Genomic DNA, 24,629 nt, shown 5'->3' on the forward strand with positions numbered 1-24,629 from the left:
GCCGCCAGCGGGTTCCGGCACGTCAACGAGTTCAACGAGGCCGTGCGGGCCGGCAAGCTGCAGCCGCCGCCCGGCAGCGAGCGCGTCTACCAGCCGTACCCGTACCTGCTGGTGATCGTGGACGAGCTGGCCGACCTCATGATGGTGGCGCCGCGCGACGTCGAGGACTCGATCGTGCGCATCACCCAGCTCGCCCGCGCCGCCGGCATCCACCTGGTGATCGCCACCCAGCGGCCCTCGGTCGACGTGGTCACCGGGCTCATCAAGGCCAACGTGCCGTCGCGGCTGGCGTTCGCGGTGTCGTCGCTGACCGACTCCCGCGTCATCCTCGACCAGCCGGGCGCCGACAAGCTGGTCGGCCAGGGTGACGCGCTGTTCCTGCCGATGGGGGCCAGCAAGCCGATCCGCATCCAGAACGCGTTCGTCTCGGAGAAGGAGATCGCCGAGATCGTCGCGCACTGCAAGACGCAGATGCAGGTCGAGTACCGCGACGACGTGGCCGCCGCGCCGGTCAAGCGGGAGATCGACGAGGAGATCGGCGACGACCTCGACCTGCTGATCCAGGCGGCCGAGCTGATCGTGACCACGCAGTTCGGCTCCACGTCGATGCTCCAGCGCAAGCTGCGCGTCGGCTTCGCCAAGGCCGGGCGGCTGATGGACCTGCTCGAAAGCCGCAACGTGGTCGGCCCTAGCGAGGGGTCGAAGGCCCGCGAGGTGCTGGTGAAACCGGATGATCTGCCCGGATTGCTAGCCGACCTGCGTGGCGAATGACCCCAATGCACGTTTCCCGGAGCGTAGCTGGTTGAATATATCTGACTACGCTCCGTTGTGGTCGGGAGGCGTTTGCGATGCAGGAACAGAGCACGGGTGCCATGTTGGCGGCCGCCAGGGAGGCGGCGGGCCTGACGGTCGCGCAGCTGAGCGCGGACACGCGCATCCGCGAAGTGATCATTCAGGCGATCGAACGGGACGACCCCGCGGAGAACGACTTCTACACCCGGGGGCACGTCAAGGCGATCGCCAAGGCGGTGGGCCTGGACCCGGAGGCGGTCGTCCATCTCTACGACCAGCAGCACGGCGGTGCGCCGCCGCCGGTGCGGGCCTCTGACGTCTTCCGGGCCGACCGCGGCGTCCGGCTGGGCGAGCGGCGCGGCCCGAGCTGGACGACCGCGCTGGGCGTGGCGCTGGCCGTGGTCGTGGTGTTCGGCGTGGTGCGGGTGATGGGCGGCGAGTCCGACCGGGTCCGCTCGGCCGGGGTCCAGCACGCCACGTCGGCGCCGAGCGTGCCGCCCAACCGGCCCTTCACCGAGGCGCCGGCCAGGCCGCCGCGCCAGGCGATGGCCATCGCCAAGGGCGACCTGGTCGTGGTCAAGGTCAAGGCCAAGCGCTCGTCCTACCTCAACGTGCACGACGCGCAGGGCCGCAAGCTCTTCTCCGGCACGCTCAAGGCGGGCGCGAGCTCGACCTGGCGGGCCGCCTCGAAGGTCAATCTGCTGCTGGCCGACGCGGGCGCGGTGTCACTGCAGGTCAACGGCAAGGAGCTGGGCCGGATCGGCGACCGGGGGGAGGTCGTGCGCCGCTCGTTCGGGCCTGGGAAGCCGCGAGCCAGGTAGCCCCTGCATCGGGTGGTGGCCAACTCCCGATACCGTAGTGTTCACCATGTCATCCCGCCGAACCGCATCGCTGATCACCCTGGGCTGCGCGCGCAACGAGGTCGACTCCGAGGAGCTCGCCGCGCGACTTGAGGCTGCCGGTTGGCAGCTCGGCGACGACGACCCCGATGTCGTCGTCGTCAACACGTGCGGCTTCATCGACTCGGCGAAGAAGGACTCCATCGACACACTGCTGGCCGCCGCGGACTCGGGGGCCAAAGTGGTCGCCGCGGGCTGCATGGCCGAGCGCTACGGCAACGAGCTCGCCGAGGCGCTGCCCGAGGCCAGTGCGGTCATCTCCTTCGACGACTACGCCGACATCGGTGGCCGCCTCGACGACGTCATCGCAGGCAGGCGGCTCGTCCCGCACTCGCCGCGCGACCGCCGCACCCTGTTGCCCATCTCACCCGTCGAGCGCGCCGGGTCCCGATCCTCCATCCCCGGCCACGGCGACCTGCCCTCCGGGGTGGCTCCCGCCAGCGGCCCCCGCGTGCTGCGCAAGCGGCTCGACGAGAGCCCGGTGGCCTCGCTCAAGCTCGCCTCCGGCTGCGACCGGCGCTGCACGTTCTGCGCCATCCCGGCCTTCCGGGGGGCGTACGTGTCCCGCGACCCCGACGAGCTGGTGGCCGAGGCCGACTGGCTCGCCCATCGCGGCGTCCGCGAGCTCGTCCTCGTGAGCGAGAACTCCACCTCCTACGGCAAGGACCTCGGCGACCTGCGGGCGCTGGAGAAGCTGCTGCCGCGCCTGGCCGCGGTCGAGGGCGTCGACCGGGTGCGGGCGAGCTACCTGCAGCCGGCCGAGCTCCGGCCGGGCCTCATCGACGTGCTCGCCGGCACCGAGGGCGTCGCCGCCTACTTCGACCTGTCCTTCCAGCACGCCAGCGGGCCGGTGCTGCGCCGGATGCGCCGCTTCGGCGACCCCGAGCGCTTCCTCGGGCTGCTGGAGACGATCCGCGAGCGGGCCCCCGAGGCCGGTGTGCGCTCCAACTTCATCGTCGGCTTCCCCGGCGAGACGGAGGAGGAGTTCGGCGAGCTGGTCTCCTTCCTGGAGCAGGCCAGGCTCGACGTGATCGGCGTGTTCGGCTACTCCGACGAGGACGGCACCGAGGCGGCCGGCTTCGACGGCAAGCTCGACCAGGAGGTCATCGACGAGCGCGTGCGCGTGCTCACCGAGCTGGCCGAGGAGCTCACCTCCCAGCGGGCCGAGGAGCGCATCGGCACCGAGGTCGACGTGCTCATCGACGAGGACCTGGGCGACGGCGGCTATGAGGGACGGGCCGCCCACCAGGGGCCCGAGGTCGACGGTTCCGTCACGGTTCAGGGCATCGGTCTGGTCAAGGGGCAGATCGTCCGTGCGGTCGTGGTCGACGCCGAGGGCGTCGATCTCATCGCGCGGATCAAGGCCGGTCCATGACCAGGGACGAGCGCCGCGTGGTGAGCCCGTGGAACATCGCCAACGTCCTCACGGTCCTCCGGTTGGCGCTCGTCCCCTTCTTTGTGGTGTGTCTCTTCCTGCCGGGCACGGGCTGGCGGCTGGCCGCGCTGGCCGTGTTCGCGGTGGCCTCGCTCACCGACCATCTCGACGGTGAGCTGGCCCGGCGTTACGGGCTCATCACCGACTTCGGCAAGATCGCCGATCCGATCGCGGACAAGGCGCTGACCGGCGCCGCGCTGGTCTGCCTGTCGATCCTGGGCGAGCTGCCGTGGTGGGTGACGATCCTGATCCTGGGCCGCGAGCTCGGCATCACGCTGCTCAGGCTGCTGCTGATCCGGCACGCGGTGATCCCGGCCAGCTATGGCGGCAAGGTCAAGACGGTCCTGCAGATCGCCGCGATCGTCCTGTACATTCTGCCGGGCGTGCCCGACCCGCTGCGGTGGGCGGTGATGGGGGCCGCCCTGGTCGTCACCGTGGGCACCGGCGCCGATTACGTGATCAGGGCGGTCAAGCTGCGCAAGGTGGCCAGGCAGGCACGCGGGGAGTGAGAGCATGGCGGACGTCGCCGAGGTCGTGGCGGAGCTGGTGCGGCAGGGGGCCACGCTGGCGGTGGCCGAGTCGCTGACCGGCGGGCTCATCGGGGCGGCGGTCACGTCCGTCCCGGGGGCGTCACGGGTGTTCAGGGGCGGGGTGATCTCGTACGCGACCGAGCTGAAGCAGGAGCTGCTGGGGGTGCCGGCGGAGCTGCTGCGGCGGGAGGGCGCGGTGCATCCGGACGTGGCGGCGGCGATGGCGGCCGGGGCGGCCCGCGTGTGCGGGGCCCGCTACGGGCTGGCGGTGACCGGGGTGGCCGGGCCCGAGCCGCAGGACGGGCAGCCGGTCGGCACGGTCCACGTCGCGGTCAGCGGTCCCGACGGGCAAGTGTGGCGGCGCCGGTTGAGCCTTTCGGGGGAGCGGGCGCGTATCAGAGAGGGGACGGTGGACGAGGCCATCGATCTTCTGGCAAGTGTGCTGAGGGCCAATAAAGGGGAACATTCCGGATGATTACCGTGTTACGTCCCGAGCGAACATGCGAGGCACGGTCTGACGCGGTGTCGGTTGATACGGGTACGGTGGAGCTGTGAGTGATGAGCCACGAGCGGCGGCCCAGGGGCGGAGACGCCCGATGATGACGGCGAGGAGTATGTACGAAGCGAAGAAGAACAATGGGCGGCACGATCCGATCGCGCGGGGCGTGGTGAAGACATCCACGCCGGGGAGGGAGCGACAGATGATTCTGCTGCGTCAGCTGCTCGGTGATGTGCTGAGGCGGCTGCGCGTGCGGCAGGGACGCACACTTCGCGAGGTTTCCACGCTGGCGCGTGTCTCGCTCGGCTATCTGTCCGAGGTCGAGCGTGGCCAGAAAGAGGCATCCTCCGAGCTGCTCGCGTCCATCTGCGGGGCACTGGGAGTGCCGTTGTCGCAGGTGCTGCGTGAGGTTTCCGACCAGTTCGCGCTGGCGGAGCTCCAGGCTGCCCCTGTGCTCGCCGAAGCCCCCGAGCACGAGCGCATCCCCCTTGCCGATTCGGTCCCCGGGTCGATCTCCGATTCCGTCTTCCCCGAAGTCAAGGACATGGTGGCGGCCTAGCCCGGCTGGCAGCCGCCGCACCACAGGATCAGCCGCTCCTGTGACTGCGCCCCCATCTCCCCGCGGCTGATGCGGGTGCCGCATCGACGACAGGGCCTGCCCGCCCTGCCGTAGACCCAGGTCTGGTTCGCCGGACGGCGGTCACCTGTGGTCACCGTGCCCGCATGAGGTTTGTTCGCGTCGAGCAGCCGCCGCGCGAGCGTGACGACCCCCTCCAGATCCTCGATGTCCCCGACCCGGCGCCACGGCCAGATCCCGCGCAGGAAGAGCGTCTCGGCCCGGTAGATGGTGCCGATGCCCGCGAGGTTGCGCTGATCCAGCAGCGCCTCGCCGATGGTCGCGTCCGGGGTGCGGCGCAGCCGCCGCACGGCCTCGGCCGGATCCCAGTCGTCGCCCAGCAGGTCGGGCCCCAGATGGCCGACCACCCGGCTCTCCTCCGCCGTCCTCAGCAGGTCCACCATCCCCAGCCGCACGCCCACGGCCTGCCACCGGCTGTTGGCCAGCACCAGCCGCACCTGGTCGCCGCCCGCGACCCGCCGGCCCGCGGGCGCGATCTGCCAGCTTCCGTCCATCCGCAGGTGGGTGTGGACCGTCAGGCCGCCCTCCACCCTGGTCAGCAGGTGCTTGCCGCGCGAGACGGTCTCCAGCACCGTCCGGCCCGTCAGGTCGGCGGTGGCGTGGCGGGGCACCCGGAAGTCGGAGCGGGTCAGCACCTGCCCGTCGAGCGCTCCCCGCAGCCGCGCGGCCGTGCGGTAGACGGCATCCCCTTCCGGCATGCCCCCAGTCTAGTCCTCGGGATGATCTTGGGTGGCTTCGGCGACCCACGCGTCCACCAGGGCGACGAGCTGGTCGAGCGCCTGCTCCACGCGCTCCCGCTCGCCCGTCGTGAGCAGGTCGGCCTGCAGTCCCGCGTAGGCGGCGTTGGCCAGCGTCGAGATGCGCACGGCGTCGGCCTCCGGCACGCCGCGCTCGCGCAGCAGGCCCGCCACGAACTCCGCCCGGTCCGCCAGCAGCCTCGGCACCTGCCCCGCCAGCCGGCCGCCCGCCGCCAGGCCCTCGATCTCGTGGACCAGGCGCGCGATCGGCAGGTTCTCCTCGCGCAGCTGCCAGTCCCAGGTGGCGCGGATGATCGTGCCCACGCTGTCGGCGCCGGTCCGGCCGGGCTGGGCGCGCAGCCAGGCGCGGTGGCGCTCGTCCAGGCGTTCCATCGTGGCCGACAGCAGGGCCTCCTTGTCGGCGAAGTGGTGAGTGAGCACCCGCGTGGTCTTGCCCAGGTGCTCGGCCAGCGGGCGCATGGACAGCGTGGACAGGCCGTGGCCCGCCAGGTAGTCCACGATCTGGTCGAGCAGCTCGGCGCGGCGGGCCGGGTCGGCGGTCCTGGCCATCGGCGAATCCCCTTTGCCGGCGATGGGGTGACAACTGTTACCTTATCTTGGGTAACGACTGTTACCTTTATTGAGGGGGTCTCCTCGTGTTCCGTGCGCCCGGGTGGCTGCTCGCGCTGACGTTCACCGCGTTCGCGTTCGCCACCGACGACTACGTGATCGCCGGCGTGCTGCCCGCCATCTCCGGCGGGCTCGGCGTCAGCGAGGCTGCGGGCGGGCAGCTCGTCACCGCGTTCTCGCTCGCCTTCGCGCTCACCGCGCCGGTCGCCTCCGTGGTCACCGCCTCCTGGCCGCGGCGGCGGCTCATCACCGGGGCGCTGCTGCTGTTCGTCGCCGCCAACTGGGCGTCCGCGCTGGTCAGCAGCTATCCCGTGCTCATGGGGCTGCGCGTGCTCGCCGCCGTGGCCGCCGCCGCCGTCATGCCCGCCGCGTACGCCATCGCCGCCTCCCTCGCACCCGAAGGCCGCCAGGGGCGCTACCTGGCGCTGGTCATGGGCGGGCTCACCGGATCCCTCGTGCTCGGCGTGCCCATCGGCACCTGGGTGGGCGGGGCGTTCGGGTGGCAGGCCACGTTCGTCCTCGGCGGGCTGCTCGGGCTGGCCGCCCTCGTCGCTGTCCACCGCACCCTCCCGGACGTACGCGACCTCGTACTGGCAGCAACCCGCCCGACCAAGCCCGAGCCCGAGCCCAAAACCCTGACCGGTACGGCCACCGGGTCCGCCCCGGGCGACGCGACTGTCCCGGACCCCGCAGCCTCCCGGTCCGCGTCCGCCTCCGCGTCGGCTCCCGCCTCGGGGGGCGCGTCCGCCCCCGACTCTCCGTCCGGGTCGGCCGCCGCCCTCGCGTCTACGGGTGTGCGGGATTCTGAGTCTGGGGGTGGGGAGGCGCCTGCGGGCGTGCGCGATTCCGGGGGTGGGGGAGGGGTGTGGGGGCGGGTGCGGCCGTTGGGGCGGCCGCGGGTGTCGCTCGGGTTGCTGGGGATCGTGGCGATCGTGACCGGCAGCATGATGCTGCTGACCTACCTTGCGCCGTTCCTGCGGGATCTGGCCGGGGCGGGGTCCAGGGAGCTGGGGTGGGTGTTCGCGCTGGCGGGGGTGGCGGGGCTGGCCGGGGGGATGCTCGGCGGGCGGGCCGCCGACCGGTGGGGGCCGGACCGGGCGCTGCTGGCGGGGATCGGCGGGTTCGCGGCGGTGATGGCGGTGTTCGTGGGGAGCTGGTTCCTGCGGCCGGTGGCGCTGCTGTGGCTGCTGCCGGTGCTGCTGGTGTGGGCGGGCGTGTCCTGGTGGATCCCGCCGCCCGCGCAGACGCGCCTGCTCGCCCTGGCGGGCGCGGCGGGCCCGCAGGCGCTGGCGCTGAACAGCAGCGCGGTCTACGTCGGCGTGTCGGCCGGTGGCGCGCTCGGCGGCCTGGTCCTGGAGACGTACGGCAGCGGCGTGCTGCCGGTCGTGGCCGCCGTCGTCGAGCTGGCCGCGCTGGGGCTGTTCTGGGCGGCGGCCAGGCTGGGCCGCTGACGGGGCGCCGCCGGGCGGGTCAGTCCCAGGCGGCGGGGTCGGAGGCGAGCTGGCGGACGCGGTCGGGCAGCGCGCCGGTGGCGACCTGCTCCAGCGTGACCTCCTCCAGGATGGCCCGCTCGGTGGCGCGCAGGGCGATCCACACCTGCTGGAGGGATTCGGCGGGCCCCCGGTAGCCGACGTGCTCCGGGCGTTCGCCGCGGACGTTGGCGAGCGGGCCGTCGACGGCCCTGATGACGTCGGCCAGGGAGATCTCGGCGGCGGGCCGGGCCAGGACGTAGCCGCCCTCGGGGCCGCGCTGACCACGGACGAGTCCGGCGCGGCGCATCTGCAGCAGGATGTTCTCCAGGTACTTGGGCGGCATGTCCTGCTCCTTGGCGAGCTCGCCCACTGTGGTCGGGCCGGCACCGGCGGCGGCGAGTTCGGCGGCGGCGCGGAGGGCGTAGTCGACACGAGCGGAAAGGCGCATGTTCTCGATTATCCCTCCTGGTCAACACTGGTTCGCCGCAAGGTCGCCGAAAACCGGCAGTCGGACGTATCCGGGCGAGCCGGACATGCCTAGTGGCATAGGGGAGCGCGGGAGCGGGGAATGAGATCCAAGACCGCTCCTGACCACTGGAGAGGAGTGGTGAGAGCGCTAAACTTCCAGCAACCCTTTTCTATGTGACGGTGGGATTAAGCGTGGAGCGACGGCCTGGTGTGCCCAGACTTCTTCGGGAGATCAACGATCGGGCCGCGCTTGAGCTCTTGCTGGCCACCGGTCCGATGACCCGTGGCCAGATCGGCGAGCTGACCGGGCTGTCCAAGGTGACCGCCTCGCAGACGCTCGCCCGGCTGGAGGAGCGCGGGCTGGTCGAGGTGGTCGGCACCCAGGGCGGCGGGCGCGGCCCCAACGCGGCCCTCTACTCCGTGATCCCCTCCAGCGCGTACGTGGCCGGGCTGGAGATCGGCCCCGAGCTGATCTCCGCGGCCATCGCCGACATCAACGGGCGCACGGTCGCGCAGGCCGCCGTCGACCCCAACGGGCACGACGACCCGGTCGCCGCCGTGCACGAGGCCGTGATGAAGGCGTGCCGCAGCGCCAAGGTGAGCGTCGCCAAGCTGCGCGGCGTGGTCATCGGCACCCCGGGCGTGGTCGACCCGCGCAGCGGCGACGTGCGGTTCTCCTTCGACCTGCCCGGCTGGCACGAGGGCATCCACGAGGCGCTCGCGGGCGACCTCAAGCGCGAGGTGACGATCGAGAACGACGTCAACCTCGCCGCCATCGCCGAGCGTTCCGACGGCGCGGCCAAGGGGCTCGACGACTTCGTGCTGCTGTGGTCCAGCCGCGGGCTCGGCATGGCGGTCATGCTCGGCGGCAAGCTTCACCGGGGCCGCTCGGGCAGCGCGGGCGAGATCGGCTACCTGCCCGTGCCCGGAGTGCCGCTGCCCGAGGACATCCGCACCTCGCCGGGCAGGCTCCCGTCGCTCGCCGGTGGCCTGCAGTCGCTCGTCAGCGCCGAGGCGGTGACCGAGCTCGCGCGCAGCCACGGCTTCGAGGCCGCCAACGCCGGCGAGTGCGTCGAGGTCGCCATCGCGGCGGGCACCGAGGGCGAGCCGCTGCTCGACGAGATCGCCCACCGGCTCGCGCTGGGAGTGGCGGCCGTGTGCGTGATCCTCGACCCGGGGCTCGTCGTCCTCGGCGGCGAGGTCGGCCACGCGGGCGGGCGCACGCTCACCTCCCGGGTGGAGGAGGCGGTCGCCAGGATCTGCCCGGTGCGGCCCCAGGTGGCCACCAGCACGGTCGAGGGCAACCAGGTGTTGCGCGGTGCCGTCCTGGCGGCCCTCGATCAGGCCCGCGAGGAGCTGTTCACGTCCTGATCAGGTGCGCGATGGCGGTGGCCGCCGCATCGCTGCACGGGTTCGTCGCGCCGTGGGTGGCGATGTGGACGGCGCCGGGGCGTTCGTGGCCAGGGGTGCCCAGCTCGACGACGACGCTGCCCGGGCGGCGGGCGAGGATGGCGTCCACCGTCGCGGTCACCCAGGTGTGGCGGTAGGCGGTGCGGATGACGACCACCAGGAGGCGGTCCTCGGCCGCGTCCACGGCCTTGGCCAGGTCCTCCGGCTCAGGGTCGGCCAGGCGGGCGCTCGTCGTGCCGGGGAAGAGCCGGGTCAGCGGGGTGACCAGGCCCCACGGGGTGGCGCGGTCCACGGCGAGATTGACGGGGGAGTCGAGCTCGACCACGTGGGGCGGGCCGTCGCCGGTGGGGCGCTCGTGCACGGTCACCCGCAGCGCGCGGCGGGCGGCGAGCAGGGCCGCGTTGCGCGGGGCGGACTCGGGGTAGCCCACGACTGGCGGGAGCGCGGCGGGGAGGTGCGGCGTGACCGGCGACTGCGTAGGGGAGGCGCCGGTGGAGGGCCGCGCGGCGGCCGCAGGGGCGTCGGCGGGCTCGACCGGCGCTCCCGGGCCGGCGGGCGCTGCGGAGGGCTGGACGGTGGACTCCGGGGCGCTGGGCGCTGTGGGGGGCGTCTGGGGGCTCGTGAGCGGGGGCGGGGTGAGGTGGACCGCTTGGGCGTGCGGGCGCATCGGCAGATGCGTGGCGGTCCAGTGGGTGAGGGCGCGGACGCGGGCGGCGGCCTCGGCCAGGCGCTCCTCGGGCAGGGTGCCGTCGGCGACGGCGGCCATGATGGCGTTGCGCAGCAGCCCGACGACGCCGGGCGTGGCGTTCTCGCCGCCGACGCAGATGGCGTCGGCCCCGGCCGCGAGGGCGCGGACGGTGGCGCCGCCGAGGCCGTACGGGGCGGAGACGGCCGGCATCTCGATGCCGTCGGTCACGATGAGCCCGTCGAAGCCGAGTTCCTCGCGCAGCAGCTGGACCATGAGGCGGCGGCTGGTGGTGGCGGGCTCGGACTCGTCGTACGCGGGGACGAGCAGGTGGCCCGTCATGACGGCGCGCACCCCGGCGGCGATGGCGGCGCGGTAGGGGAGCAGGGCGGTGGCGGCGAGCTCCTCGCGGGAGAGGCGGACGACGGGCAGGGCGTCGTGGGAGTCGACGGAGGTGGCGCCGTGGCCGGGGAAGTGCTTGGCGCAGGCGGCGACGCCCGCTGACTGGAGGCCGGTCACCCAGGCGGTGGTGTGGCGGGCGACGAGCTCGGGGTCGGAGCCGAAGGCGCGGGTGCCGACGACGGGGTTGTCCTCGGCGTCGATGTCGACGACGGGCGCGTAGTTGAGGCTGATGCCGGCGGCGGCGAGGTCGTGGCCGATGCCCTGGGCGACGGCGCGGGTGAGCGCGGGGTCGCCGGCGGCGCCGAGGGCGAGGTTGCCGGGGCGGGAGCTGCCGGTGAAGGCCTCCAGCCGGGTGACGTCGCCGCCTTCCTCGTCGAGAGCGATGACCACTTCCGGATTCTCTGCCCGAATTGCGGCGGTTAGGTCACGTATTTGACTGCTTGTCACGAGGTTGCGCGAGTACAGGGCGATGCCGCCGAGCCCCGTCGAAAGTCGTTTGCGCACCCAGTCCGGCAGGGTCGTGCCCTTGAACCCCGGCTGCAGCACGGTGTCGGCGAGCCCGGCCAGTACGGGACTCCTGACGATCGACGCGCCCATCGTGCCTCCCCTTGCGCCCGGCTCGGATCTTCGCCGGGTGGTCCTTGTCTGTGGTCGCCCCATGTGTATAGCATCAACCCCAGTCAATAAATAGGAAACTTTCCTAAGAGTTATTGAGTCAAACCTCCCAGTCAGACATCCGCGGTTAGGGGACTCGTCACCATGCAGCTGGCAGGCCGTGCCGCGGTCATGTCGAGGGGCCAGGAACGCCTGTGGTTCCTCGACCGGCTCTCCGGCGGCGACGCCTCGTACAACATCGCCGTCGCCGAGAGGCTCACGGGCGAGCTGGACGTGGCGGCGCTGGAGCGGGCGCTCACCGAGCTGACCGCCAGGCACGAGGCGCTGCGCACCGTCTTCCCCGAGGTGGACGGCGTGCCGACGGCCGTCGTACGCCCCTGCGAGCCGGTCGTCGCCGAGCGCGTCGAGGCCGCCGGGGAGAGCCTGCCCGGGCTGCTGGCCGAGCGCTCCAACCGGCCCTTCGACCTGGCCGCCGGGCCGCTGTTCCGGGTGAGCCTGCTGCGCGCCGGGCCGCGCGAGCACGTGCTGCTGATGGTGCTGCACCACATCGTGAGCGACGCCTGGTCGCTGGAGCGCATCCTGTACCCGGAGCTGTCCGCGCTCTACGCCGCGTTCGCCGCGGGCCTGCCCGCGCCGCCGCTGGAGCCGGCCGTGCCCTATTCGGAGTACGCCCGCCGCCAGCGCGAACAGGACCACGGCGCCCACCTGGAGTTCTGGCGCACCGAGCTGGCCGGGGTCCCGGCCCTGGAGCTGCCCGCCGACCGGCCCAGGCCCGCCACCCCGAGCGGCCACGGCGACCTGGTCATCCAGCGGATGCCGGTCGAGCTGTGGACCCGGGTGCGGGAGCTGGCCAGGGCGCAGCGGTGCACGCCGTTCATCGTGCTGATGGCCGCCTACCAGGCGATGCTGTCGCGGCACTCGGGCCAGGACGACTTCTGCGTGGCCACGGCGGTCGCCGGGCGCGACGAGGAGGAGTTCGAGCGGGTCTTCGGGCTGTTCATCAACACGCTGGCCGTCCGCGCCGACCTCGGCGGCGACCCGACCGTGCAGGAGCTGATCAAGCGGACGCGACGCCGCCTGCTGAAGTCGTTCACGCACGCCGCGGTGCCGTTCGACGAGGTGGTGTCCGAGCTGCGGCCGTCCCGGGGGCAGGCGCCGCTCGTCCAGACGCTGCTCAACCTGGACAACCCCGGCGAAGGGCTGAAGGAGGGTCCCGATCCGCTGCACCTGGCCGGGCTGGAGCGCACGCCGGTCGTGTCGGGCCTGGCCCCGGCCAAGTTCGACCTGGCCGTGGACGTGGTGGTGTTCGAGGAGCACCTGCAGTTCATGCTCACCTACAGCACCGACCTGTTCGAGCGCCCCACCGTGGAGCGGATGGGCGGGCACCTGCGGCGGCTGCTGGAGGAGATGACGGCGCGGCCCGAGGCCCGGCTGTCCGAGCTGCGCATGCTGCCGCCGGAGGAGCTGGCGCTGGTGCTGCCCGACCGGCTGGACGGGCTGATCGCCCGGCAGGTCGCCAGGACGCCCGCCGCCCCCGCCGTCGTCACGCCCGGCGGCGTCCTCACCTACGGCGAGCTGGCCGCCCGCGCCCGCGTGCTGGCCGGTGAGCTCCGCGAGGCCGGGGTGCGGGCGGGCAACCTGGTCGCGGTCCGGCTCAAGGCGGGGCCCGACGCCATGGTGGCCGTGCTCGCCGTGCTGATGTGCGAGGCCGCGTACGTGCCCGTCGACCCCGCGCAGCCGGAGCACCGCACGCGCGCCATGCTGGCGGGCTGCGCGGCGGTGATCGGCGAGGACGGCGTGGCGCCGGTCCCGGGCGAGGTGCACGAGCCCGTCCCCGGGGACGTCCTGGACGTCACCGGCGGGGGCGCGGGCGAGTTGGTGTCCGGGCGGGTCACCGCCGACGGCGCCGCGTACGTGATCTACACCTCGGGCTCGACCGGGACGCCGAAAGGGGTGGTCGTCAGCCACCGCAGCGCCGCCCGGCTGGCGGTCTCGTTCCGCGACGCGCACGGGTTCGGGCCGGGGCAGCGGGTGCTGATGGTGCCGCCGCTGAGCTTCGACGCCTCGGTGGGCGACATCTTCCCGGCGCTGATCAGCGGGGCCGCGCTGGTGCTGCACCCCGACCCGGTCTCGCTCAGCGGGCCCGAGCTGATGCGCCTGTGCTCCGAGCTGGGCATCACCATGGTCGACACGGCCTCGGCGCTGTGGCAGCAGTGGGTGGAGGACCTGGCGGAGGCCGGGCCGGTCGACCCCGGGCCGCTGACGACGATGATGGTCGGCGGCGAGAGCGTCCCCCTCGAACGGCTGCGCACCTGGGCCCGGCTCACCGGCGGCAAGGTCGCCTTCTACAACCACTACGGCCCCACCGAGGCCACCGTCTGCGCGACCGTCTGCCGCACCGTCGACGGCGGCGAGCTGGGGGAGCGCACGCACCTGCCGATCGGCGTCCCGCTGCCGCACGTGCGCGCGTACGTGCTGGACCGGCACGGCAGGCCCGCGCCCGCGGGCGTGCCCGGCGAGCTGCACCTGGGCGGCGAGTGCGTCGCCGAGGGCTACCTGGGACGGCCCGACCTGACCGCCGAGCGCTTCCGCGACGACCCGTTCCTGCCGGGCGGCCGCATGTACGCGACCGGCGACCTGGTGCGGATGCGCGCCGACGGGACGCTGGACTTCCTCGGCCGCACCGACAGGCAGCTCAAGGTCAACGGGGTGCGGATCGAGCCCGGCGAGGTGGAGGCCGCCTGCCTGGCCCATCCGGCCGTCAGGGAGGCCGTGGTCACCGCCGTGGGCGGGCGGCTGGTCGCCTACCTGACCGGCGAACCGGTCGGGCTGGCCGAGCTGCGCGGCTTCCTGGCGGGCCGGCTGCCGTCGTCGATGATCCCGGCGGCCGTGGTCACGCTGGACGCGCTGCCGCTGACGCCGCACGGCAAGGTCGACTTCCGGGCGCTGCCCGAGCCCGCCGCCGCGGCGACGCCGTACGAGAGCCCGCGCACCGGGACCGAGCGCGTGGTCGCGGCGGTGTGGGAGGAGATCCTCGGGGTGCGGGCCGGACGCCGCGACGGCTTCTTCGAGCTGGGCGGCCACTCGCTGCTCACGCCCCGGGCGGTGGCCCGGCTGGCGGAGGAGACCGGGGTCCGGGTGCCGCTGCCGGTCTTCTTCGCCTGCGCCGACCTGGCCGAGCTCGCCGCCGCCCTCGACGGTCGTGCCCCGGAGGGGCCGCCCGACCTGCACGCCGAGGCGACGCTGCCGGCGGACTTCACCGTGGCGCCGGGCGGCGGCCGGGGCGAGCCGCGCCGGGTGCTGCTCACCGGGGCGACCGGGTTCCTCGGCGCGCACCTGCTCGCCGACCTGCTCACGCACTCCGACGCCACCGTGCTCTGCCTCGTGAGGGGCGACCATCCGCAGGAGCGGGTGCGGCGCAACCTCGCCGCGCACGGGCTGTGGCGCGACGACTTCGCCGGCCGCATCGCCTGCGAGCCCGGGGACCTCGCGGGGCCGCTGCCCGACGTCGACTGCGACCTGATCGTGCACAGCGGCGGGCAGGTCGACTTCACCCGCCCGTACCGCGCGCTCAAGGCCGCCAACGTGGACGGCACGCTCGCCCTGCTCAGGCTCGCCGCCCGCCGCGGCACGCCCGTGCACCTGATCTCGACGCTCGGCGTCCACCTGACCCCGGGCGAGCGGGTGGTGCGCGAGGGCGACCCGCTGCCCGACCCCGCCGGCCTGCACCTCGGCTACGACCAGAGCAAGTGGGTGGGCGACCGGCTCGCCACGGCGGCCCGCGAGGCCGGGCTGCCCGTGACCGTGCACCGCCCGGCGCGCATCTCCGGCGACAGCCGCACCGGCGCCGGGCCCGCCGACGACTTCCTGCGCCGCCTGGTCGCCACCTGCGCGCTGCTCGGCACGGTCCCCGACGGCGAGGAGCTCGACCTGGCCCCCGTCGACCACGTCGCCGCCGCCATCGGGCACCTGGCCAGGACCGGCGCCACCGGCGACTTCCACTACCGCAACCCGCGCACGCTCGGCGCCGCCGACCTGGCGGCCGGCCTGGCCGCGCACGGCGTCCCGGTGCGGCTCGCGCCCGCCGCCGAGTGGCGCGCCGAGGTGCGGCGCAGGCTCGACGGCGGCGAGAGCCTGCCGCTCGCGCCCTTCCCCGCGTTCTTCGCCGAGTACGGCGACGACAGCACCGGCCCCACGTTCGACTGCACGGCGACCGAGCGGCTGCTGGCCGAGGCGGGGCTCGTCTGTCCGCCCGCCGCCGACCTGCTCGGCGTGTACCTGCCCCACCTGATCGGAGACCGCGATGCCTAGGACGTTCCTGGCCATCTGGTCGTCCCAGCTCCTGTCGATCATCACCTCCAGCGTCACCGGGTTCGTCCTGGGCGTGTGGGTGTTCCAGAAGACCGGCTCGGCGACCCAGTTCGTCACCATCACGCTCTGCGCGGTGCTGCCCGAGGTGCTGTTCGCGCCGCTCGCCGGGTCGCTGGCCGACCGGTGGGACCGGCGGCGGATGATGCTGGCCGCTGATTTGGGGGCCGCGCTGGCCACCGGCGCACTGGCCCTGCTGCTGACCACGGGCGAGCTCCAGGTGTGGCACATCTACGTGGTCACCGCAGTGAGCGCCGTCTTCGGCACCGCCCAGATGGCCGCCTACCACTCGATGCTGCCCAGCCTGGTGCCCAAGGAGCAGCTCGGCCGGGCCAACGGCCTCATGCAGGTGGCCGACGCCGTCCGCGTCGCCGCGCCGCTGCTCGCCGGGGCGCTGCTCGTCGGCGTCGGCCTCACCGGGGTCGTGGTGATCGACCTGGTGACGTTCCTGGCCTCGCGGATCGTGCTCCACCTGGTGCCGCTGCCGCGCGAGGCGACCCGGCCGGGCGAGGGGCGGCCCGCCGAGCCGTGGCTGCGCGACCTGGCCTTCGGGCTGCGCCACCTGCGGACCCGGCGCGGGCTCGGCTGGCTGGTCGGGCTGCTGGCCGCCTACAACCTGTTCTTCGGCATGGCCGGGGTGCTGGTGCAGCCGCTCATCCTGTCGTTCGGGTCGGCGGCGCTGCTCGGCGCGCTCATGGCCGCGGGCGGCGCGGGCCTGTTCGTCGGCGGGCTGGTGCTGAGCGCGTGGGGCGGGCCCAAGCGGCGGGTGCGCGGGCTGCTCGCCTTCGTCGCCGCCGGCGGCGTGCTGCTCATGCTGCACAGCCTGAGCCCGTCGGCGCTGCTCATCGGCCTGGTCGCGCCCGCGTTCCTGTTCACGATCCCGTTCGTGCAGGGCACCGGCATCACGCTGATCCAGCTCAAGACCGCACCGGCCGAGCTGGGCCGGGTGCTCGGCGCCGTCCGCATGCTCACCCAGGCCGCGACCGTGCTCACCTACCTGGCGGCCGGGCCGCTCGCCGACCAGGTGTTCGAGCCGATGCTCGCGCCGGGCGGCGCGCTGGCCGGCAGCCTCGGCCAGCTCATCGGAACCGGGCCCGGCCGCGGCATCGCCACGATCTTCCTGCTCACCGGGGCCGCGCTGGTCGTGCTGGCGCCCCTGGCCTACCTCCAGCCGCGCCTTCGCCGGGTGGAGACGGAACTGCCCGACGCTGAGGAGTCATCCGATGCCGCTCTATCTCGATCCTGAAGAGTTACGCATATTTCGTGACCTGAACCAAGCGCCCGGAGGGTTCATCGACCTCGTGGGCGCGATGGCGTTCCGCGCGGCGGGAACCGCGCAGCGGCTCGGCGTCTTCGACGCGCTCGCCGCCGGAGCGCGCACCCCGGCGGAGCTCGCCACGAAGCTGGACGTCGCCGAGGGGCCGCTCACCGTGCTCCTCGACGCGCTCGCCGGCTTCGGGTACGCGCTCCGCGACGACGACGGTTACGCCCTGGGCCCGGCCGCCGACCCCTGGCTGGCGAACGGGCCACGCGACTGGTTCGCGCCGACGCTGGCACTGTGGCACGAGCTGATCGGCGAGTTGTGGACCGGCCTGGAGGAGGCGGTGCGCACCGGCCGGCCGCCCGAGCCGTACTACGCCTGGCTGGAACGTCGGCCCGGCACGTTGCGCACCTTCCAGGGGATGCTGGCCGGGATGGCGCGGGGCCTGGCCCCGGCCGTCGTCGCGGCGGTGCCCGGCCCGTACGGGAAGCTGCTGGACGTCGGCGGCGGCCACGCGATCTACAGCGCCGCCTTCTGCGAGGCCGCGCCCGGGACGACCGCGACCGTCGTGGACCTGCCCGGAGCCCTGGACGAGGGCCGGGCGCGGGTCGAGGAGGCCGGGCTGGCCGGGCGGATCACGCTCGTGCCCGGCGACCTGACCGTGCCCGCCGACTCCGCCGCGCTCGACAGCGCGTACGACACGGTCCTGCTGTTCAACGTCGTGCACGGGCTCGACCCGGACGGCGCCGCCGGCCTGGTCGCCAGGGCGGCGCGGGCGCTGCGGCCCGGCGGGCGGCTGCTCGTGCTGGAGCCGTACAGCGACCCGCCCGCCGGCACGCAGGGCCACACGGCCGCCTTCCTCGGCGGCTTCAGCCTCAACCTGGCCGCCACCCAGGGCGGACGCCTCTACACGTTCGCCGAGGTGGCCGGCTGGGCCGAGGCGGCCGGGCTGGGCGGCATCGAGCGGCTCCCGCTCGACGCCCCCGGCTCCGACGAACTGCTCGTGGCAAGACAGGAGACGGTGTGAAGATCCTCATCGCGGGCGCCGGTCCCGCCGGCAGCCTGCTGGCCTGCTACCTGGCCAGGCGCGGCCACCGCGTCGCCGTCTACGAGCGCCGCGACGACCCCAGGCTGCGCGACGACGAGGAAGGCCGCTCGATCAACCTGGGCCTGTCCGCCCGGGGCGTGCGCGCGCTCACCGACGTCGGGCTCATGCACGAGATCTGGCCGAGCACCGTGCCCATGCGCGGACGCGCGGTGCACGCCCCCGACGGCGCCGTCACCTTCCACCCGTACGGCAGGCGCGAGGAGGAGATCCTGCACTCCGTGCGCCGCCGCGACCTCGTCGTCAGCCTCATCGGCCACGCCGAGGCGCAGGGCGTCGCCTTCCACTTCGGCCACCGCGTCGTCGACCTCGACAAGGAGGCGCCCACGCTGACCGTCGAGCACGAGGACGGCCGGAGCACCGTCGAGGCCGACGCCGTGGTGGGCGCCGACGGCGCGTTCTCCGCGGTGCGCACGCTGATGCACCGGGGCACGCGCGCCGACCTGCACCAGGAGTTCCTGCCCTGGGGCTACAAGGAGCTGACGATCCCCAAGGTGCCCGAGCACCACGAGGCGCTGCACGTGTGGCCCGGCGGCGACGACGGGCTCATCGTCACCCACCCCAACCTCGACGGCTCGATGACGGCCACGCTGTTCCTGCCGTTCGAGCGGTTCGAGGAGATCGACGACCCGGAGGCGTTCTTCGCCGAACGCTTCCCCGACGCGCTCGCGCTCATGCCGGACCTGGCCAAGGAGTACGCCGACCGGCCCGTGGGCCACCTGGTCTCGATCCGCACCACGCCCTGGCACGACGGCGGCAAGGTCGTCCTCATCGGCGACGCCGCACACGCCGTCTACCCGTTCTACGGGCAGGGCATGAACTCCTCCCTCGAGGACTGCACGGTCCTCGACCGATGCCTCGGACTCGGCGATACGCGTGCGGCCTTCGCCGAGTTCGAGCGGACCCGCCGGCCGCACACCGACGTCCTGGACGAGCTGTCCAGGCAGAACTTCGTCGAGCTGCGCGACCGGGTCCGCTCGCCGCTGCACCTGGCCCGCAAGCGCGCCGACCTGGTGCTCTCGGGCCTCTTCCCGGACCGCTGGGTCCCGCTCTACACGATGATCTCCCACACCACCACCCCGTACGCCGACGCGCTGGCCCGTGCCAGGCGCCAGGACGCCCTGCTGCGCTGGTCCGCCCTGGGAGCCGCCGGGCTCGCCGCGTTGTTGCTCGCCAGGAAGGTTCGCTGATGCTCACGGATCCCACCGATCCCTCCCGCGTGCTCATCGAGGTGAGCGATCTCGACGGCGGCCACGAACTGGTGCGGCGGTACGCGGAGCCGCTCGGCCACATCGTGACGTGGGCGCGCGAGTATCTGTGCCGCCCGCACCCGGAGCTCGGCAGGAAGGGACCGGTCTGCCCGTACGCGCAGACCTCGCTCGACCGCGGCACCTTCTACCTGGCCGTCTGCCCCGGGGAGCCGGACGCGGCGCAGGTCGCCGAGGTGCTCGACGGCTACCGCTCGTGGTTCCAGCGGCTGGTCGCCCCTGAGGGGGTCTCGCCGCAGTTCCGCACCATCCTGGTGCTGCTGCCGGACCTGCCCGCCGATCGCGCCCCTGCGGTGATCGACGCGGCCCAGCTCGCGCTCAAGACCCGGTACGTGGAGGCCGGGCTGATGGTCGGCGAGTTCTACCCCGGCCCGCCGCCCAAGCACGGCCTGTGGAACCCGGACTTCCTGCCGCTGGGCTCCCCGGTCCCGTTGCTGGCCGTCCGGCACATGGTGGCCTCCGACTTCCCGTTCCTCAAGGACGACCCCGCGCACGCGGCGGCCTACCTGGAACGGTTCGGCGAGCGGCCGCCCGCCCCGCTGAGGGAGGCGGTGGCGGCCGCCCGCCAGGGCTGATCAGGCGGTCAGCAGCTCCATCGCGGCCTGGGCGTTCGCCCGGGCCGCGCCGTATGTGGCGATGTAGGCGGCGCTGCCGGGACGCCACACGGGCAGCCCCATCTCGATCACGATGGTGTCGGGCCGGCCCGTGACCAGCGCGGACACCAGGGTCCGGCTCTCGGCGTAGCGGTGCGCGTCCTTGACGACGACGAGCAGCGAACGCCCCCCGGCGCGCTTGAGCAGCTCGTCGGGGCAGGCGTCGGCGGGCTTGATCCGGACGACCTCGGCGTGCGGCAGCCACGGCGACACCCCCCACGGCACGTCGCCCACGGCGATCGTCGGCGGCGTGTCCACCTCGACGACCAGCGGCACGTCCGACAGCGGCGCCGGCGCCCCGTCGAGCCGGACCGCGCGGCGGGCGGCGTCCAGGCCGACCCGGGTCAGCTCGGGCAGCGAGCCGGAGCTGTGGCCGGCCCAGGCGCGCAGCGCGGCCACGCGGGCGGCGGACCGCTCCAGCCCCTCCACCGACAGCACCCCGTCGGCGACGGCGTCCATGATCGCCGCGATGATCTTCTGGATCTCGTCGTAGCCCGGCTTGGGGCCCAGGCAGAGCAGGTCCGTCCCGGCCGCCAGCGAGGCGACGGCGCCACCGGCCAGGCCCACGCTGTCGGTGATCGCCTGCATGTCGAGCGCGTCGGTGACGACGACGCCGTCGTAGCCGAGCTCGCCCCGCAGCAGCCCGGTCAGCGCGGCCGACGACATGGTGGCGGGCGTCTCACCGGTCAGGGCCGGAACCGCCACGTGCGCCGTCATGATCGACTTGGTGCCGGCCTGGACGGCCGCCAGGAACGGCGCCAGCTCCCTGGCCCGCAGCACCTCAAGCGGCACGTCCACCACCGGGATCGCCAGGTGCGAGTCGACCGTGGTGGCCCCGTGGCCGGGGAAGTGCTTGACGCAGGCGGCCACGCCCGTCGCCTGCAGCCCCTCGACCGCGGCCACCGTGTGCCGGGCCACCAGGTCCGGGTCCGAGCCGAACGCCCGGGTGCCGATCACCGGGTTGTCCTCGGCCGTGTTCACGTCGGCGTCCGGCGCCATGTCGAGGTTGATGCCCGCCGCGGCCAGCTCCGAGCCGATCGCCCGGTAGACCTGGCGGGTCAGGTCCACGTCGTCCACCGCGCCGAGGGCCGCGTTGCCCGGATACGGGCTGCCGACGTGGTAGGCGAGCCTCGTGACGTCGCCGCCCTCCTCGTCGAGGGAGATGACCGGCTCACCGGCGGCACGCAGCGCGGCGGTCAGCTCGCCGAGCTGGGCCGGGTCGCCGACGTTGAACCCGAAGAGTGTCACGCCGCCGAGCCCGCCCTCGAGCTCCCTCAGCACCCAGGCGGGCGCGCTCAGCCCGTCGAACGCGACGAGCAGCGTGCCCGCCGCGAGGCGGCGTAGCCCCCGATCACTCTGGCTCATGAATCCTCATCGTTGTCAGGGCAGGACATGGGTACGGCCAGCGCACGGTGGAGCGCGCTGGCCGTACCGGAACCCGCGGGAAGGGAAGGGGTCAGCCCTTGACGGCCCCGGCCACCAGGCCGGAGACCATGCGGCGCTGGACCAGCAGGAAGAAGGCGATGACCGGCAAGGTCATCAACGTGGAGGTCGCCATGATGGCTCCCCAGTCGGTGCCGCGCTGCCCGAAGAAGAACTGCAGCGCCACCGGCATCGTGTAGCCGGTGCTGTCGTTCATCAGGATCAGCGCGAAGATGAGATCGTTCCACGCGGTGATGAACGAGAAGATGCTCGTCGCGACCAGGCCCGGAGCCACCAGCGGGAACAGGACCTTCCAGAACGTGGTGAACCGGCTCGCGCCGTCGATCCACGCGGCCTCCTCCAGCGACTTGGGCACCGCGGCGACGAACGTGCGCAGCATCCAGATGCCGAACGGCAGCGTGAGACCGACCTGGATGACGATCAGCCCGAGCAGCTGGTCGTACAGGCCGAGCCTGCGGACGTTCAGGAACAGCGGGATGAGCAGCGCCTCCGACGGGATCATCTGCACGACCAGCAGCGTGATCAGGAAGCTGGTGCGGCCCTTGAACCGGAAGCGGGCCACCGCGGTGGCCGCCAGCAGCGCGAACACCGAGCCGATGAGCACGGTGCCGAGCGCCACGATCGCGCTGTTGCGCATGTAGAGCCAGATGGAGTTGCCCGCCACGCCCTCCGTCAGCACCTTCTCGACGTGCTCGAAGGTGAAGTGCGTCGGGAACGGGATGAAGTCCGTGGTGAAGATCTGGTCGTTGGCCTTGAACGACGTCGAGACCATCCAGTAGACCGGGAACATCGCGAACAGGAAGACCAGGACCCCGGCGGTGTTCAGCCCGATCTTGGCGAAGCGCTTGCGCGCCAGCGGCGTCATTGGACCTCCTCCGACTTGACCATCTGCCGGGTGTAGAACGCGGTGACGATGAGCAGGATGACCGTCAGCACCACCGCGATCGCGGCGCCCTGACCCATCTTGGGCGGCGCCTTGAACGCCTCGGCGAAGGAGAAGAGCGACAGGTTGAACGCCTCACGGTTCGTCGGTCCGTTCATCAGCACGTAGAGCTGACTGAACACCTTGAAGTCCCAGATGATCGACAGGATCGTCAGGACGGCGAAGACCGGCTTGAGCAGCGGGAAGGTGATCTTCCTGAACGTGCGCCACGGCGTCGAACCGTCGACCCGGGCCGCCTCGTACAGCTCCGCCGGGATGCCGCGCAGGCCGGCCAGCACCGACACCGCCACGAACGGGAACGACGACCAGACGACGGTGAGGATCAGCACCAGGTAGACCGACCAGGCGTCGTTGAGCCACGGCTGCCCCGTCCAGTCGGCGCGGCCGAAGAGCAGGTTGGACAGCCAGTCGGGCAGCAGGTTGAGCGCCCAGTTGATGATCCCGGCCTCGGCGTCGAACAGCCAGCGCCAGATGGTGCCCTGGGCGACCGGCGGGACGGCCCACGCCGACATGATGCCGATGATCACGAAGCTGGACATGCCCTTGCTGAGCCGGTTGAGCAGGACGCCGACCGCGGTGCCGAGCACCAGCGTGAGCGTGACGGCCACGACGGCGAAGACGACCGTGTTGCGGAGCGAGGACCAGAAGATCGAGTTGCCGAAGATCTCTTCGAAGTTGCCGAACCCGACGTACTCCGGCTCGGCGGCCCCGCGGATCACCCGGAGGGTGACCTTCTGGAAGGACATGATGAACATCTGGACCATCGGGTACAGCAGCAGACCCGTGATGACCAGAATGCCCGGGATGAGCAGGGCGTACGGGACGAGCTTGGGGTTCATCCCGCTGGCCTTGCCCGGCTTGCGGGAGCTACGGCGGCGCCGCCCAGGGGCGGAGGAATTTCCTCCGCCCCTGGCGAGCGTTGACGTGTTCGTCATCGTTACTGCGCGTTCAGGATCTCTTCGAGTTCCGTGTTGGCCTTGGCGAGCGCCTCGTCGGCCGTGGCCTTGCCCTCGATGACCGAGCGGGCCGCGTTCTGCAGGACGGCCTTGGTCTCGTTGGCCTCGGTCCAGTTCGGGTCGGCCGGGAACGCCTTGGCCTTGGCGAAGGCGGCCGCGAACGGAGCCTGGGCCGGGTCACTGGCCAGCGAGGCCAGGGTGTCCGGGTAGACGGGCAGCAGGCCGCCGTCCATCGCGTAGCGGTCCGCCCACTTCTTGCTGGTGGCCAGCTTCACGAAGTCGGTGGCGAGCTCCTTGTTCTTGGCGTCGTTCCAGACGGCGATGTCGTTGCCGCCGAAGAACGCCGGGGTCTCACCGCCGGCCTTGGAGGGCAGCGGGAAGAAGGCCATCTGGTCCTCCTTCACCTTGCCCTTGCTCTCCTCCTTGATCGTGGCGATGTCCCACGACGCGGTGAGGTACATGCCGACCTTGCCGTTGGAGAACCGGGTACGGATGTCGGTCGTGTTCTGCGTGAGGCGGGACTTGCTGGACACGCCGGAGCTCACGATGCCCGTGTAGGTCTCGAAGCCGGTCTTGAAGGCGGGGTCGGTGAGCTTGCCGACCCACTTGTCGCCCTCCTTCACCGCGTACTCGCCGCCCTCGGACCAGGCCAGCGCGCCGAGGAGGTGGTTGGCGTCGGAGCCGCCGTTGAAGGCGAAGCCGTCGACGTCCTTGCCCTTCTCCTCCTGGATCTTCTTGGCGGCCGCGATGAGCTCGTCCCAGTTCTTCGGCACCTCGATCTTGAGGTCCTCGAACCAGTCCTTGCGGTACATCACCGCGCGGGTGCCCGCGCCCCACGGCATGGCGTAGACCTCGCCGTCGATGGTCTCCAGGCCGAACAGGTTCTTGGGAATGTTCGCCTGCTCACCGGAGGTGGTGATCGAGGTGACCGGCGCGAGGGCGTCCTGGCTCTGCCAGAGCGGCACCTGGTCGTTGCCGATCTCGGTCACGTCCGGGCCCTCACCACCGGCGGCGGCGGCGGTGAACTTGTCGTTCACCTGCGGCCACGGGATCCACTCGACCTTCACCTCGGCGCCCGTGGTGGCCTTGAACTCGGCGACCAGGTCGTCGGTGTACTTCTGGGACGGCTCGTTCGGGACGCCAAGCCGCCACATGGTGAGGGTCTGCCCCGCCCACTTGGGGCCGGAGGCGCTGGCGGAGGCCGCCGGCTCGTTGGCGGCCGGCTCGGCGCCGCCGCCGCAAGCGGCCAGGCCCAGGGCCAGGGCGGCCGTGGTGACCGTGGTGGCCGTGATCTTAGAGATCCTCACTGGGATGCTCCCTTCCCGGCTAAATCGCATCGGGTCTCTGCGTCATCGGGTGCTGGGCCTGTGGTCCGCACCTTGCTGATCGTCAGTCTTGAATGGTGATAAACTAACAAGAAA

At 72.7% G+C, this 24,629-nt stretch carries 21 protein-coding genes; 13 read left to right on the forward strand and 8 right to left on the reverse strand.

Going from position 1 to position 24,629, the window contains the following annotated elements; all coding sequences use genetic code 11:
• The 6 genes from ACWDXC_RS15820 to ACWDXC_RS15845 form a co-directional block, all read left to right on the forward strand.
• Positions 1 to 771, forward strand: a 771-nt coding sequence (locus ACWDXC_RS15820) for a DNA translocase FtsK (protein WP_449982058.1), incomplete at its 5' end; no start/stop codon positions are given.
• 77 nt (positions 772 to 848) lie between these two features.
• Positions 849 to 1,613, forward strand: a complete 765-nt coding sequence (locus ACWDXC_RS15825) for a helix-turn-helix domain-containing protein (protein WP_449982060.1) — start codon at positions 849 to 851, stop codon at positions 1,611 to 1,613.
• 46 nt (positions 1,614 to 1,659) lie between these two features.
• On the forward strand, positions 1,660 to 3,066 hold the full coding sequence (gene rimO, locus ACWDXC_RS15830) for a 30S ribosomal protein S12 methylthiotransferase RimO (RefSeq protein ID WP_219503328.1): 1,407 nt from the start codon (positions 1,660 to 1,662) through the stop codon (positions 3,064 to 3,066).
• Positions 3,063 to 3,635: a CDP-diacylglycerol--glycerol-3-phosphate 3-phosphatidyltransferase gene (gene pgsA / locus ACWDXC_RS15835; protein ID WP_449982063.1), complete on the forward strand. Its 573-nt coding sequence runs from the start codon at positions 3,063 to 3,065 to the stop codon at positions 3,633 to 3,635. Before rimO ends, pgsA begins: the two co-directional genes overlap by 4 nt.
• A gap of 4 nt (positions 3,636 to 3,639) precedes the next feature.
• Positions 3,640 to 4,131: a CinA family protein gene (locus tag ACWDXC_RS15840; RefSeq protein ID WP_449982066.1), complete on the forward strand. Its 492-nt coding sequence runs from the start codon at positions 3,640 to 3,642 to the stop codon at positions 4,129 to 4,131.
• A gap of 226 nt (positions 4,132 to 4,357) precedes the next feature.
• A complete protein-coding gene (locus tag ACWDXC_RS15845; RefSeq protein ID WP_219503598.1) occupies positions 4,358 to 4,714 on the forward strand; it encodes a helix-turn-helix domain-containing protein in 357 nt (118 codons plus the stop codon).
• On the opposite strand, the gene ACWDXC_RS15850 is transcribed toward ACWDXC_RS15845, so the two are convergent.
• Together ACWDXC_RS15850 and ACWDXC_RS15855 are read right to left on the reverse strand one after the other, a co-directional pair.
• Complete coding sequence (locus tag ACWDXC_RS15850; protein ID WP_449982069.1) at positions 4,711 to 5,490, reverse strand: DNA-formamidopyrimidine glycosylase family protein; 780 nt, start codon at positions 5,488 to 5,490, stop codon at positions 4,711 to 4,713. The genes ACWDXC_RS15845 and ACWDXC_RS15850 overlap by 4 nt on opposite strands.
• A 9-nt stretch (positions 5,491 to 5,499) precedes the next feature.
• Positions 5,500 to 6,099, reverse strand: a complete 600-nt coding sequence (locus ACWDXC_RS15855) for a TetR/AcrR family transcriptional regulator (protein ID WP_449982072.1) — start codon at positions 6,097 to 6,099, stop codon at positions 5,500 to 5,502.
• An 86-nt stretch (positions 6,100 to 6,185) separates the two neighbouring features.
• Between ACWDXC_RS15855 and ACWDXC_RS15860 the strand changes: the two genes are divergently transcribed.
• The gene (locus ACWDXC_RS15860) at positions 6,186 to 7,610 is read left to right on the forward strand and encodes an MFS transporter (RefSeq protein ID WP_449982074.1); all 1,425 of its coding nucleotides are present in this window, start codon (positions 6,186 to 6,188) and stop codon (positions 7,608 to 7,610) included.
• 19 nt (positions 7,611 to 7,629) lie between these two features.
• Here the strand turns inward: ACWDXC_RS15860 and ACWDXC_RS15865 are convergent, their stop codons facing one another.
• Complete coding sequence (locus tag ACWDXC_RS15865) at positions 7,630 to 8,079, reverse strand: RrF2 family transcriptional regulator (protein WP_219503311.1); 450 nt, start codon at positions 8,077 to 8,079, stop codon at positions 7,630 to 7,632.
• Positions 8,080 to 8,291: 212 nt separating this feature from the next.
• On the opposite strand from ACWDXC_RS15865, the gene ACWDXC_RS15870 reads away from it, so the two are divergent.
• Complete coding sequence (locus ACWDXC_RS15870) at positions 8,292 to 9,470, forward strand: ROK family transcriptional regulator (RefSeq protein WP_449982077.1); 1,179 nt, start codon at positions 8,292 to 8,294, stop codon at positions 9,468 to 9,470.
• Here ACWDXC_RS15870 and ACWDXC_RS15875 read toward each other — a convergent pair.
• Complete coding sequence (locus tag ACWDXC_RS15875; RefSeq protein WP_449982080.1) at positions 9,460 to 11,193, reverse strand: glycoside hydrolase family 3 N-terminal domain-containing protein; 1,734 nt, start codon at positions 11,191 to 11,193, stop codon at positions 9,460 to 9,462. The genes ACWDXC_RS15870 and ACWDXC_RS15875 overlap by 11 nt on opposite strands.
• A 162-nt stretch (positions 11,194 to 11,355) precedes the next feature.
• On the opposite strand from ACWDXC_RS15875, the gene ACWDXC_RS15880 reads away from it, so the two are divergent.
• From ACWDXC_RS15880 to ACWDXC_RS15900, 5 genes are read left to right on the forward strand one after another with little or no spacing between them, the layout of a single operon-like run.
• Positions 11,356 to 15,522, forward strand: coding sequence for a non-ribosomal peptide synthetase (locus ACWDXC_RS15880; RefSeq protein ID WP_449982083.1), 4,167 nt, complete (start codon positions 11,356 to 11,358; stop codon positions 15,520 to 15,522).
• A complete protein-coding gene (locus ACWDXC_RS15885) occupies positions 15,515 to 16,825 on the forward strand; it encodes an MFS transporter (RefSeq protein ID WP_357585242.1) in 1,311 nt (436 codons plus the stop codon). Before ACWDXC_RS15880 ends, ACWDXC_RS15885 begins: the two co-directional genes overlap by 8 nt.
• On the forward strand, positions 16,803 to 17,867 hold the full coding sequence (locus ACWDXC_RS15890; RefSeq protein ID WP_449982087.1) for a methyltransferase: 1,065 nt from the start codon (positions 16,803 to 16,805) through the stop codon (positions 17,865 to 17,867). Before ACWDXC_RS15885 ends, ACWDXC_RS15890 begins: the two co-directional genes overlap by 23 nt.
• Positions 17,864 to 19,135, forward strand: a complete 1,272-nt coding sequence (locus tag ACWDXC_RS15895; protein WP_219503295.1) for an FAD-dependent oxidoreductase — start codon at positions 17,864 to 17,866, stop codon at positions 19,133 to 19,135. Before ACWDXC_RS15890 ends, ACWDXC_RS15895 begins: the two co-directional genes overlap by 4 nt.
• Positions 19,135 to 19,788 (forward strand): DUF6875 domain-containing protein, encoded by a 654-nt coding sequence (locus tag ACWDXC_RS15900; protein WP_449982090.1) that lies wholly within the window; start codon positions 19,135 to 19,137, stop codon positions 19,786 to 19,788. The genes ACWDXC_RS15895 and ACWDXC_RS15900 overlap by 1 nt, the downstream gene beginning before the upstream one ends.
• Here ACWDXC_RS15900 and ACWDXC_RS15905 read toward each other — a convergent pair whose 3' ends face one another.
• The 4 genes from ACWDXC_RS15905 to ACWDXC_RS15920 form a co-directional block, all read right to left on the reverse strand.
• Positions 19,789 to 21,231, reverse strand: coding sequence for a glycoside hydrolase family 3 protein (locus ACWDXC_RS15905; RefSeq protein ID WP_449982093.1), 1,443 nt, complete (start codon positions 21,229 to 21,231; stop codon positions 19,789 to 19,791). It abuts the gene before it with no gap.
• A gap of 91 nt (positions 21,232 to 21,322) precedes the next feature.
• A complete protein-coding gene (locus ACWDXC_RS15910) occupies positions 21,323 to 22,174 on the reverse strand; it encodes a carbohydrate ABC transporter permease (RefSeq protein WP_449982096.1) in 852 nt (283 codons plus the stop codon).
• Entirely contained in the window at positions 22,171 to 23,187 is a 1,017-nt protein-coding gene (locus ACWDXC_RS15915; protein WP_364175460.1) for a carbohydrate ABC transporter permease, read from the reverse strand. The genes ACWDXC_RS15910 and ACWDXC_RS15915 overlap by 4 nt, the downstream gene beginning before the upstream one ends.
• Positions 23,188 to 23,189: 2 nt before the next feature.
• Positions 23,190 to 24,515 carry an extracellular solute-binding protein gene (locus ACWDXC_RS15920; protein ID WP_449982098.1) on the reverse strand — a complete coding sequence of 442 codons (1,326 nt, stop codon included), beginning with the start codon at positions 24,513 to 24,515 and terminating at the stop codon, positions 23,190 to 23,192.
• Positions 24,516 to 24,629: the final 114 nt, after the last annotated feature.

Source organism: Nonomuraea sp. NPDC003214, from assembly GCF_053590035.1.

Excerpts from the sequence above, each read along its gene's own strand:
- ACWDXC_RS15825 (WP_449982060.1), top strand. The coding sequence starts at position 849 with ATGCAGGAACAGAGCACGGGTGCCATGTTGGCGGCCGCCAGGGAGGCG.
- rimO (WP_219503328.1), top strand. The coding sequence starts at position 1,660 with ATGTCATCCCGCCGAACCGCATCGCTGATCACCCTGGGCTGCGCGCGC.
- pgsA (WP_449982063.1), top strand. The coding sequence starts at position 3,063 with ATGACCAGGGACGAGCGCCGCGTGGTGAGCCCGTGGAACATCGCCAAC.
- ACWDXC_RS15840 (WP_449982066.1), top strand. The coding sequence starts at position 3,640 with ATGGCGGACGTCGCCGAGGTCGTGGCGGAGCTGGTGCGGCAGGGGGCC.
- ACWDXC_RS15845 (WP_219503598.1), top strand. The coding sequence starts at position 4,358 with ATGATTCTGCTGCGTCAGCTGCTCGGTGATGTGCTGAGGCGGCTGCGC.
- ACWDXC_RS15850 (WP_449982069.1), bottom strand. The coding sequence starts at position 5,490 with ATGCCGGAAGGGGATGCCGTCTACCGCACGGCCGCGCGGCTGCGGGGA.
- ACWDXC_RS15855 (WP_449982072.1), bottom strand. The coding sequence starts at position 6,099 with ATGGCCAGGACCGCCGACCCGGCCCGCCGCGCCGAGCTGCTCGACCAG.
- ACWDXC_RS15865 (WP_219503311.1), bottom strand. The coding sequence starts at position 8,079 with ATGCGCCTTTCCGCTCGTGTCGACTACGCCCTCCGCGCCGCCGCCGAA.
- ACWDXC_RS15875 (WP_449982080.1), bottom strand. The coding sequence starts at position 11,193 with ATGGGCGCGTCGATCGTCAGGAGTCCCGTACTGGCCGGGCTCGCCGAC.
- ACWDXC_RS15880 (WP_449982083.1), top strand. The coding sequence starts at position 11,356 with ATGCAGCTGGCAGGCCGTGCCGCGGTCATGTCGAGGGGCCAGGAACGC.
- ACWDXC_RS15885 (WP_357585242.1), top strand. The coding sequence starts at position 15,515 with ATGCCTAGGACGTTCCTGGCCATCTGGTCGTCCCAGCTCCTGTCGATC.
- ACWDXC_RS15890 (WP_449982087.1), top strand. The coding sequence starts at position 16,803 with ATGCCGCTCTATCTCGATCCTGAAGAGTTACGCATATTTCGTGACCTG.
- ACWDXC_RS15900 (WP_449982090.1), top strand. The coding sequence starts at position 19,135 with ATGCTCACGGATCCCACCGATCCCTCCCGCGTGCTCATCGAGGTGAGC.
- ACWDXC_RS15905 (WP_449982093.1), bottom strand. The coding sequence starts at position 21,231 with ATGAGCCAGAGTGATCGGGGGCTACGCCGCCTCGCGGCGGGCACGCTG.
- ACWDXC_RS15910 (WP_449982096.1), bottom strand. The coding sequence starts at position 22,174 with ATGACGCCGCTGGCGCGCAAGCGCTTCGCCAAGATCGGGCTGAACACC.
- ACWDXC_RS15915 (WP_364175460.1), bottom strand. The coding sequence starts at position 23,187 with ATGACGAACACGTCAACGCTCGCCAGGGGCGGAGGAAATTCCTCCGCC.